This is a genomic window from Pedobacter sp., from assembly GCF_040513095.1.
Taxonomy (GTDB): Bacteria; Bacteroidota; Bacteroidia; order Sphingobacteriales; family Sphingobacteriaceae; genus Pedobacter.
The window spans coordinates 24922-36557 of the sequence record NZ_JBEVDX010000161.1 but is presented as its reverse complement, the minus strand read 5'-3'; the positions used below and the strand labels follow the sequence as shown (position 1 = coordinate 36557).

The 11636-nt window shown below is 44.9% G+C and carries 8 protein-coding genes; 5 read left to right on the top strand and 3 right to left on the bottom strand.

What is annotated here, in order from left to right; genetic code table 11:
* The 5 genes from ABWY16_RS18170 to ABWY16_RS18150 form a co-directional block, all read left to right on the top strand.
* Positions 1–603, top strand: a 603-nt coding sequence (locus tag ABWY16_RS18170) for an aminotransferase class I/II-fold pyridoxal phosphate-dependent enzyme (protein WP_353906083.1), incomplete at its 5' end; no start/stop codon positions are given.
* Positions 593–1222 (top strand): dethiobiotin synthase, encoded by a 630-nt coding sequence (gene bioD, locus ABWY16_RS18165; RefSeq protein WP_353906082.1) that lies wholly within the window; start codon positions 593–595, stop codon positions 1220–1222. The genes ABWY16_RS18170 and bioD, both read left to right, overlap by 11 nt.
* Before the next feature lie 10 nt (positions 1223–1232).
* Complete coding sequence (gene bioB / locus ABWY16_RS18160) at positions 1233–2231, top strand: biotin synthase BioB (RefSeq protein WP_353906081.1); 999 nt, start codon at positions 1233–1235, stop codon at positions 2229–2231.
* Positions 2228–3493, top strand: a complete 1266-nt coding sequence (gene bioA / locus ABWY16_RS18155; protein ID WP_353906080.1) for an adenosylmethionine--8-amino-7-oxononanoate transaminase — start codon at positions 2228–2230, stop codon at positions 3491–3493. The genes bioB and bioA overlap by 4 nt, the downstream gene beginning before the upstream one ends.
* Before the next feature lie 343 nt (positions 3494–3836).
* Positions 3837–4034: a hypothetical protein gene (locus tag ABWY16_RS18150; protein ID WP_353906079.1), complete on the top strand. Its 198-nt coding sequence runs from the start codon at positions 3837–3839 to the stop codon at positions 4032–4034.
* Between the two features lie 65 nt (positions 4035–4099).
* Here ABWY16_RS18150 and ABWY16_RS18145 read toward each other — a convergent pair whose 3' ends face one another.
* From ABWY16_RS18145 to ABWY16_RS18135, 3 genes are all read right to left on the bottom strand, one after another.
* Positions 4100–6571, bottom strand: coding sequence for a TonB-dependent receptor (locus tag ABWY16_RS18145; protein ID WP_353906078.1), 2472 nt, complete (start codon positions 6569–6571; stop codon positions 4100–4102).
* 199 nt (positions 6572–6770) lie between these two features.
* Complete coding sequence (locus tag ABWY16_RS18140; protein ID WP_353906077.1) at positions 6771–8276, bottom strand: SusD/RagB family nutrient-binding outer membrane lipoprotein; 1506 nt, start codon at positions 8274–8276, stop codon at positions 6771–6773.
* A gap of 37 nt (positions 8277–8313) precedes the next feature.
* Positions 8314–11631: a SusC/RagA family TonB-linked outer membrane protein gene (locus ABWY16_RS18135; RefSeq protein ID WP_353906076.1), complete on the bottom strand. Its 3318-nt coding sequence runs from the start codon at positions 11629–11631 to the stop codon at positions 8314–8316.
* Positions 11632–11636: the final 5 nt, after the last annotated feature.

Here is an 11636-nt window from a genome sequence, read left to right as displayed (position 1 = left end):
CACATAGCAATGCTGTGCCGGGATTTGAATGCTCATTTGATAGTTGACGAAGCCCATGCCTTAGGTGTGTTGGGTACCGGGCTCGTCGACCTTCTTCATCTGCATCACTCAGTTTTTGCCAGGGTAGTTACCTGTGGGAAGGCACTGGGACTTCATGGAGCAATCGTATTAGGGTCTGATTTACTGAGAGATTACCTGATTAACTTCGCGCGACCCTTCATCTACAGCACAGCGCCATCCTTCACACATCTTATATCGGTAAAACTCGCTTATGCGCGACTTTTAAGCCGGCCAGAGGATCAGCTAAGCCTCCAGCACAAATCATCGCTCCTGAAGGCTAATATGCCCTGCAGAACAAAACTCCTGTCCAGTCTTAATCCTACGGCTATCCAATGTGTTTATCCGGGCGGCAATGCCGAGGTCATGAATTTCAGTAAGGAGCTGCAACAACGGGGCTTCGACGTCAGGGCTATCCGAAGTCCGACTGTCCCTGCCGGTAAAGAACGGTTAAGGATCTGTATCCACCTGCACAACAGCAATGAAGAAATTCTGGCGCTGTGCGAACAATTCCATCAACTAAATGATAACTATCATGCAAAATAAACCCTTATTTGTCACTGGTATTGGCACCTCTGTCGGTAAAACAATTGTTTCAGCAGTCATTTGCGAACAGTTACAAGCTGACTACTGGAAACCGGTACAGTCGGGCGACCTGGACAATACGGACAGTGATCAGGTTAGAAAACTGATCAGTAATACAAAAACGGTGATCCATCCCGAAACATTCCGGCTCGAACTGGCTGCCTCACCGCATCAGTCGGCCAAAGCGCAGGGTCTTAAAATAACCCCTTCAGCTTTTCAAATTCCAAAAACAGACAACCAGCTGCTGATTGAAGGCGCCGGCGGATTGTTTGTACCGCTGGCTTCGGATTTCCTGCTGTCCGATCTGATCCGTCAGCTGGATGCCGAAGTAGTATTGGTTATCCGCAACTATCTCGGATGTATCAATCATACCTTGCTCAGTCTTCACGCGCTGGCCGGTTTAGCGATTCCTCTGAGACATGTGGTACTCAATGGCAATTTCAATGAAGATACAAGAGACATCATTCTGGCAAATATTCCGGCAGGAACCACCTGGAGCGAAATGCCTGAGATCCGGGAACTGACCAGGTCTTGCATCGCTTCCCTGAAACCACAACTACACAGACCGACAACTAATTAAACCTATTTATATGAATAATTATACTAACCTAAGAAACGACTGGACTATCAGTGAAATCGAAGCCATTTATAACCAGCCTTTGCTGGAACTGGTGTATCAGGCTGCAACAGTGCACAGAACGTTCCATAAGCCAGACGAAGTGCAGGTTTGTACGCTGCTCTCAGTGAAGACTGGCGGATGCCCTGAAGACTGCTCGTACTGCGGACAGGCCGCCAGGTACCATACCGGCATCACTGTAAAATCCTTAATGTCCAAACAGGATGTGGTTGCTATTGCACAGCGGGCTAAAGATGCTGGCTCGTCCCGTTTCTGTATGGCAGCTGCATGGCGCGAAGTACGCGATAACCGTGATTTCGATAATATCCTGGAAATGGTTGAAGGTGTAAACGCTCTTGGTCTTGAAGTCTGCTGTACACTGGGTATGCTTAGCGAGAGCCAGGCCCAGCGTTTACAGGAAGCGGGTCTTTACGCTTATAACCATAACCTGGATACATCCAAAGAGCACTATGAAGAAATTATTACTACCCGTACCTTTGATAACAGATTAGACACACTTAAAAATGTACGCAAAGCCGGGATCAGTGTATGTTCCGGAGGGATCATCGGTTTGGGCGAAACGCATGCAGACAGGATTAATATGCTGCACACATTGTCTACGCTGCCTCAACATCCTGAATCTGTTCCGGTGAATGCCCTTGCCCGTGTAAAAGGCACCCCATTGGAAGATCTTCCGAAGGTAGACTCCTGGGAAATGGTAAGAATGATTGCAACTGCCAGGATCATCATGCCGCAATCAATGGTGAGATTAAGTGCCGGCCGTGCCGAAATGAGCACCGAAGAGCAGTCCTGGTGTTTTATGGCTGGTGCAAATTCAATCTTCACCAGTGAAAGTGAAGAATTGCTGGTTACACCCAATCCAAGACTGGATGACGACCGTAAGATGTTCAGCGTACTGGGTCTAAAACCGATGGTAAAAGAAAAATCAGTACAAACAATCCCCACAGCATGACCTTAATTAACAGAGACGCTAAGACCATCTGGCATCCTTATACACAACATTTTATGGCCAGACCTCCTCTCCCGATCGTACGCGGGGAAGGAGCTTCTTTGTACGATGAAGAGGGCAACCGTTACATCGACGCGGTATCCTCATGGTGGGTTACCCTGCATGGCCATTCTCAGCCCTATATTGTAGAGCGGGTGGCCGCGCAGCTGAAGAAACTCGACCAGGTAATTTTTGCAGGCTTCACTCATGAACCTGCCATTGCCCTTGCAGAAAGTCTGCTGGCCATCCTTCCTGATCAGCAGCAAAAAGTATTTTACACGGACAATGGCTCTACTGCGGTTGAGGTAGCTTTAAAGATGTGCGTTCAATACTGGTTCAATAAGGGACAACCAAGAAAAAAGGTGCTTGCCTTTAATAATGGGTATCATGGTGATACATTTGGGGCCATGTCCGTTAGCGGTAGAAGCGCCTGGACGTCACCCTTTGACAATTTTTTGTTCGAAGTGGTCTTTATTGACACTCCCACAACAGCAAACCTCAGTGACCTGAAAGGGATAATATCATCACACGCGGTTGATCTGGCCTGTTTTATTTACGAACCCCTGGTTCAGGGCTCTGCTGGTATGCTGATGTACGAAGCCCCGGCATTGGATGAACTCCTGGCCCATTGCCGGCAGGAAGGTGTACTTATGATCCAGGATGAGGTATTTACCGGATTTGGCCGTACCGGAAAAAACTTTGCTGCAGATTACCTTGTGACCAAACCGGACGTAATGTGTTTCTCTAAAGGGCTCACCGGAGGAACTATGCCATTAGGCGTTACTACCTGCTGCATGCAGATTTATGAAGCGTTTTTATCTGAAGATAAAATGAAGACGCTTTTTCACGGTCATTCTTTTACAGCTAATCCTTTGGCCTGTACTGCCGCACTGGCGAGTATCGAACTTTTGTTAGAGACAGAAGCACAGGAAAACATTCAGAGGATCTGCAGCAGCCATCGGGAGTTTTTACAGCAAATTAAAGATCATCATAGAATAGCAGCGGTACGCCAGACCGGAACTATCATTGCCATCGAATGGAAAACAGTATCCGGAACATCTTATTTCTCTGAACTGAGAAATCTTCTCTATGATTATTTCCTGGACAAAGGCATCCTGATGAGGCCATTAGGAAATGTTATTTATATCCTGCCTCCCTACTGTATCAGTGATGCAGACCTGAACAGGATATACAGTGAAATCAGGAATGCACTGGAGCTCTATTAAGATTTCATGGGTACCACATCAGCACCATACATTTTACGGATCACAGGGAGCTGCGCATTTCAATGCAAATTCTGCATCAAAATCTTCAGGAGTAAACAAGGTAAGTTCATCAAAAAACTCTGAGGAGAACGCAATTGCCTTAAAGAGTACCTGTTGCAGTGAATACCTTTCACAACCATAACTTACTAATAATTCTTCATAGGATGGGTAATATGGAGGTTTTTAAGATTAAACTGTTTTAGCAATGGCAAAATGTAATAAAAAATATTAAATCAATTTTTGGGTTACCTTTTTCCCTTTACAGCATTAACTTATGAACAAAACATTTATATAAACATAAATTATGAAAAACGTATTTAAATTTGGCTTTTTAGCTCTAGCGATCTCTTTATCAGTTGCAGCATGTGGTGGTAACAAAGAAACTTCAAGCACTGATTCTACAACTACAACTGTTGATTCTACAATCACAACTGTTGATACTACTGCTGCTGATACAGCTGCAAAAGACACTACTGTAAAAGACACAACTGTAAAAATGTAATTTTAAATTACCCTATATAAAAAACGCCTGAACCACTAGATTCAGGCGTTTTTTTTGAAGCAAGCTTAAGGTCTTCCACTGGCCGTGCCTTCATCATTTTCAATGCCTCTTTTATTCTTCTTGATCTCTCCGTTGAGCTTTCCAAACTTGTAACTGAAACTGATATTGAATTTGCGGGAGTAGATATCAAAATAATTGCTTTGTCTGAAATCACTTGTATTGCTGTAGAAATCCAGCCGATAAAATTTCCGGAAGGGCATGTCTGCATTAAGTGAGATCGTTCCCTTTTTATTGAGGATTTCTTTCTGCACACTTCCGGAATAAAAAAAGAATTCATTGTCACGGCCCTGCAGCATCACATAACGACTGTCGTACCCAAGGTTAAGCCCTACAGTATATCCCTTCTCAAACTTATAGCTGGTATAGGTAAATGCGTGACCCTGATAACCTTTTGCATTGTAAAATTCCCCTGAGTATGTTCCTGTAAGCCATACGCGAACGAGCTCCAGGTTCAAATTGATGCTCATCTTCTTCGTCAGCTGAAGGTTTGTATTCGCATCCAGGCCTAACCTACGGTTCTTTCCCACATTTGCGTATGTGGTAGTATTTACCGTGTCAGGGCTTACAGACATCACACTTTCAACTGTATTATTTGCAAAGGCATAATTCAGTCCTATATTGATGGCACTCTTTTTAAAATTGCTGTAGTTCAGCTCAAAGTTATGATTGGTAACCGGTTGCAGATCCGGATTCCCTGTGGTGATATACTTAGGATTTGTCCGGTTTATAAAAGGATTTAGTTGAAAAAGCCCGGGACGCTGGATACGGTTGGTAAAACCCAGTGTCAGGTTATTTGTGCTGTCAAGTTTTCGCTGCACAGAAACAGAAGGCACAAAGTTATTATACCGCTGATTTAGCGATACACCCTCAAGATCGGCATCTACGGTTGTGCGTTCCCCGCGTAATCCTGCTTTCATGATCCAGCTTTTCAGTTTCAGCTGGTAAGTATTATAGAGCGCATATACATTCTGCTGGTATTTGAAATGATCCGATTGCCCGGGATCAGGGATATATACATCGGTGGCAGGGTCCTGATCATAGCTTTCAAAATTACTGTAACTATTCCTGAGCAGGCTCTTCGCTCCAGCTTCTACGGTTAACAATTTCATGGGATGGATGTAGTCGAGCTGAACTGTGTGGGTTTTGCTTCCGGAATTGTTATGTTGCTGATAATTACTGGCCTTTGTATCAGGAAAATTGTAATTGAGATCCTGCAGGTAATCAGCGTCGTTATCCCGCTGCTGGGAAAAGGATGAATATTTATACGAAGCTGTCAGCAGCTGTTCCTTGTTACCCTTAAATCCCCTCTGGTAATTTGTACCCAGGTCGATACCCGTATTGCGCGTCACCTGATTGCTGAGCAGATTGTAATACCTGGAAGTACTTTGATCTCCGTTAAGCTCGGTGGAGAAAAGATCACTGCGGTCATAACCTTTGTAACGGAATCCATTGAACAAAGCGGTGATCAGATTGAGGGTATCAATCTCATAACTTAACTCTGTATTGCCGTATATGTTGTTCATACGATTGTCCTGCGTTCCGTTCTGAAACAAACTGGAGTTCACAGGACTGGTAATGATATTTTGATTCCCAAAAACACTGGGTTGTCTGGTACGTTTGCCGGCGCCTACATAACCATTCATTCCGAATTTACCCTGTTTCACTGTACCGTTCAGATTCGTACCGTAGCCATTACGCGTATTGTAACGGGTGTTCAGCCCTACATTATACCCCTGCTCGAGATCTTTTTTTGTAATGATATTGATAATTCCAGCCAGTCCTTCAGCATCATATTTTGCGGGAGGCGTGGTAATTACTTCTATCTTTTGGATGTTGCTGGCGGGCATTGACTTAAAAACGTCTGCGGGATTAATCGCCACCAGCGCTGATTCTTTACCGTTGATCAGTATTTTATAATTACCTGTTCCTTTTAATTTAATGTTATCACTGGCATCTACGGAAACCATCGGAACCTTGCGGAGCATATCCAGCACCGTAAGTACTTTGCTTTCCGCGTCGCTCTGCACGTCATAACTGATACGGTCCACTTCCTGTTTGATCACAGGCCTGTTAGCAGTAACCGCCACTTCAGTAAGCTGCTGGGTTGTTGCTTTCAGCTTTATCCTGACCAGCCCCGGAGATGTACCGATAGGATTGATCACCTTGTTTTGGTAGCCTATAGAGGCGATTACCAGCTTATAAACACCGTTCTTAGAAAAAGCAAGTTCAAAGGAACCATCATCCTTAGTTAAAGTACTTTTAACCTGTACGCCTGTTCTGGCATCCTGCAAACTAATGGTAACGAAACTGACAGGTTCGTTTTTTAATGAATCAACAACTATACCTTTAATCACAGCAGATTCCTGTTTAAGGGTACCCGCTTCATCCTTAACAGCAGATGATTTGTTTTGCGCAACACAGAGACGGGCAGAACAGAGAGATAAAAAAAACAGTACAGTTAAGGAAAGTTGCGTCATATGAAGATTGATTTTTTCATATGACAAATATAATTTATGATTGTTGCATCATCAGGGTATTAATATTATTATTTGATCACATCTGGTAACACAGGATAACCTGGCATCCTTACTACCCTCAGCTCAAACAACCAAAAGTTCTGACGCAAAAAACCCGGTAATGCTCCTGCACGACCGGGTTTTACTGAATTTTATACTATTAATGTTTATCCCACCAAACCTTTGACAGAAAAGAATCCCCATTGGATAAACGGGAAACTGCAATCAGGTAATTCGCATTGTTCAGCTGGGCCTCTCTTGTGGAATAGATCGCCCTGCGCGGAATTCTTCCACCTGTAGAACCTGGATTGCCGCCGGGTATCAACACCGGATAACCCGTTCTGCGCCACTCAGCAAAAGCCTCAAAGTTTCTTCCAAACAAATGAATCCACTTTTGGGACATGATTCTTTCCATTTTTTGCTCATCAGAAAGTCCCGTAAAATTCAGTACCGAAGCTGAATAGGCAGCAGGAACAGTATTAATGGAGTAAGGAGCAAGCTGAAATGCAGCAGCTACACCAGCCTTAAAAAATGCTTCTGCATCTGCAGGTGTTGCTCCCCAGCCTAAAAGTGCAGCTTCAGCTTTAAAAAAGCTCACTTCTGAATATGTTAATGCATAGGCAGGAATGGGAGCAAAAGAAGCACTGAACCATGTTGACAGCGACGCCGTTGAGTAATTGTCCCTGATCACCTGTCCCAGCTGCGCATCGGTTAAAGCAACACCTAGACCAGCATAGGCAGGCGCTCCTGCCTTTACACTGTTTACGGTCGGCTGCGCCAGCAGGGGCAGGCGCGGGTCATTATACTCTTTCAATTTATTGACCAGTGCCGCAGCAAGATATCTCAGGTCTGAACTTCCGGTAAGGAATTGTCTGAGCATTGGATTTGCATTTACCGGCTGTGCATTATTAAATGTAGGAACTGCAGCATTATCTGCATTGGCAGTAAACAACAAGGCAGTCTGGCCCATGGCAGACTCCACCGTAGTTCTTGCCAGTGCCGGGTTTGCATAACGGATACGCAAACCAAGGCGAAGTTTTAATGAAGTAGCAAACTTGCGCCATTTCGGAATATTACCTGCGTAAAAGAAATCAGCAGAGCCATAACTTTCGTCGCTATCAGTCAGCTGTGCAATGGCAGTATTCAGATCTGCAATAAGCGAAGTATAAATACTCTCCTGCGTATCAAACACTGGTGTGACCTGTACAGCATCTGCTGTTTTGGTTACCTGGCTGTAAGGAATATCACCAAACATATCTGTCATACGTTGCCAGATGCTGATTTCATAGATCTTTGCAATAGCCAGTTTTGAGCGGCCCGAAGGGTCAGATTCTTTGCCCCTCAGTTCGAAGGTGATTTGTTTTAAATCCTTGATCAGCGCAAAATGGGCTTCCCAGATTGCATCTTCAGAGGATTCCAGATATCTGGAAACAGGGACCACCTGTCCCCCTGCCCAATGCTGTGCCCAGGATCCAAACTTATTATTTGGTAATTCGCCGCCTTCTGCAAATGTACCGTCGCGCAGTACCCTTGAAAATATCAGGACAGGATCTATAACAGTCACCGATGTGGGCGGGGTATTTATTCTATCAAAATCTTTGGTACAGGAATTTAGTATCGTCACCACAGCTAAGCTGCAGAGTATCATTTTTATATATTTTTTCATCTTTTATAGCTTTAAGATCGCATAGCGACGTTGGAGTTTAAAGGGACAAGCTTAAGTTAAAACCGATATTTCTGAGCATTGGCAATGAGGTAGATTCTATACCGATGGACGAATTAGAAGTATTGAATGAAGAAGATTCTGGTGAGAAACCATCCGTTTTACGCTGAAAATAAAATAGGTTACGACCATATACCCCTACTACAATATTCTTGATCTTCGACGTCGGGATCAGTTTGGCGGGCAACTGGTAACGGATGCTGATTTCACGCATAGCGATATAACTTGCATCGTTCAGCATTTCTTCTGATACCATTACCTCTTTATCACTGGCCACCAGGTTCCAGTAATCCTGCGCTTTGACAGTTTTTGTATTGACTACACCGGTACCGGAATAACTTCCGTCAGCGTTTTTCACAGCAACCATGCCCGAGGCTACATAGGAGCCGTCCCTTCCGGGAACAGTTTTATTGGTAGTACCATAGATGATTTCCTCGCGGTTACTCTGAGAGAAAATCATTCCTCCCTGACGGATATCAACCAAGGCATTCAGCGTAATGCTTTTGTAGCTGAAAGTATTGAAAAAACCACCGAGCCATTTAGGCTGCGCATTCCCAATTGTTTCCACTACCCTGCCGTTACTGCGCAGCGGCAGACCAGTATCAGGGTCGATTAGTCTGTTGCCATTAGCATCTTTTATCCAGGCAAACTGTGTGCCTACCAGCTCTCCAAAAGGACGGCCAACCTGTGCAACAACATTCACTCCCCTGTCAGATCCCATTATAAAGGTTTCCACTCCCGGTGTTAAAGAAAGCACCTTGTTTACATTTTTATTGAAGTTGAAGGTAGTTTTCCAGGTAAATCCCGATGCTGTTTTAACAGGTGTTCCATTCACTGAAAATTCTATCCCGCGGTTGCGGATTTCGCCTGCATTGATACGGGTCACATTAAACAAACTTGATGGCGCAATAGGTACATCCAGGATCTGGTTTTTGGTAGATGCCTGGTAAACTGTAGCGGCAAAACCCAATCTTCCGCCCCACATTTCCAGATCGGCCCCAAATTCAATCGAGGTTGTCAGCTCATTTTTTAAATTTGGATCAGGAATTACTGTTGTAAACGTAGCTAAAGGTACTCCTCCATGGCCATACTGGTCCAGACTATAGGTACCAGTAAGCTGGTAAGGATTTCCGGAGCTTCCGGCCTGAGCAACAGAGCCTCTCAACTTCAGGTATCTGATCGCATTGCTTTTAAAATTAAGTGCTTCTGACGCTATAAAACTTGCACTTGCCGAGGGATAAAAGAAAGAATTGTTATTTTTGGATAATGTAGAAGACCAGTCATTTCTGGCAGACAGATCCAGGAAAAGGTAATCTTTATAACCAATCTGGCCCGAGCTGTAAACCGAGTTAATCTTGGACTCCACCAGATCAAACACATACGAATTTGTAAGCGTATTGTTGATCACATACAGGTTAGGAACGATAAACTGGCTGCCTGTATTACCTGTCTGCCGCAGAAAACGGTTAAGGTGACTTGCACCGGCGTTCAGCGTGATTGTAAAATCATCCTTAATCTTAAAATTACTGTTCAGCAGGGCATCAAAGTTATCTTCCCGCACCCGGATCACATTCTCACTGATGTCTCCTTTACGGTTTAGACTCTGGTAGGTATTCACCGCGCGATACCTCAGGCGCTGATCTGTGTAAAAGTCGGTTCCGCCGGTAGTGCTCAGTTTAAGCCATGGGGCGATGTCATACGATAACCTCAGGAAGCCGATCACACGGTCCCTATGGTCAGTATTCCGAGTTTCATTGATGGTCCAGAAAGGGTTGGCAGTAGAACTGTTGGTGGCGTAGGTTTTTTCCAGTCCCACAAACGGGCTTGAATAGCCCAGCTGCCTGGAAACATCGGCAGCAGTCCACTTGTACTGTTCCAGCACAGTCATGGGGATACTCCTTGGCTGACTGATCAGCAAATACGCCGGGTTATCAGAAGCATCAGACAGGGTTGGCCTGTTCACCGCATCCTGCAGAATATAGTTTAATTTGGCGTCCAGATGAAATTTATCAGTGATCGCTGCTTGAGTGCGCAGGTTAAGGTTATGCCGGTTGATGGTATTGGTTGGCACAAAGCCGTCAACGTAAGTATTATTATATGAAAGCCTGTAGCTTACTTTTTCATTACCACCTTCCACGCTGAGGGTATTCACATAATTTTTTTCCGTATTAAAAAATCCGGTATAGGTGTCAGGCTGCGGGGTAAAAGCCAGTACATTCCCCCATTGATCTTCATAGGTCTGTCCTTCCATCTTTGCGCCCCAGCTGGAACGTGTCAGGCGGTCGCGGCCACCGCTCAGCTTTGGCATCCCTGTAAAACCACCGGCAATGGCCTGCGCCATGGTTACGATACTGCCGTCGCTCTTCCTGAAATTGGTGAAGTCACCATTTAAACCCTGGCCGTAAATATTCTGAAAATCGGGTGAAACAAGTGCTGTGCCGACAGAAAAATCAGATTTAAACTGGATATTCATTCCCTTGCCGGCTTTTCCGGATTTCGTGGTAATGAGGATCACCCCGTTGCTTCCACGCTGACCATAGAGTGCAGCAGCATTAGGCCCTTTCAAAACAGACATCGTCTCGATATCATCAGGATTGATATTGGAAATACCATCTCCGTAATCTGTACCTCCTGCACTTCCTGCGGCGCCAATGTTCTGGTTATCAATCGGCACTCCATCAACCACATACAGGGGCTGACTATTTCCAATGAGGGAGTTATTACCCCTGATTACCACTTTCGAAGATCCTCCTGAACCTGATGCCGCCCGGCTTACCTGCACACCAGACACTTTTCCGGACAATGCATTGGCAACGTTAACTTCACTGCCCTGGGTCAGCTCATTTCCTTTCAGCTCGGCCATGCTGTATCCCAAAGCCTTCTTATTCCGCTTGATACCTAGTGCCGTAATAACCACATCATTTAATTTGGTAGCATCCTCATCAAGAGTGATCGCAATTGAAAGCTTATCCATCAGATTGATGGTATAATTTTCCAGTACCTTTGTTTTGTATCCGATGGAGCTAAACGTAAACGTATAACCACCACCCTGGGGAATACCTGATGCGGCAAACATCCCCTGAACATTTGTGGTGATAGTTGTTCTGAAATTCTTTTCCCGGTTCTCAATTTTCACGGATACACCGGGCAGCACTCCACCTGAGGCGTCTTTAACGATTCCCGTTACAGATGCGCCTGTCTGGGCGCATAACGGTCCTGCGAGCAGCAGCAGCCCGCAACAAAGCAGCAGAATTCTCCGGATTCCCTGTTTTGCAGTTCTGAGTAGTTTTTTCTTCATGATTG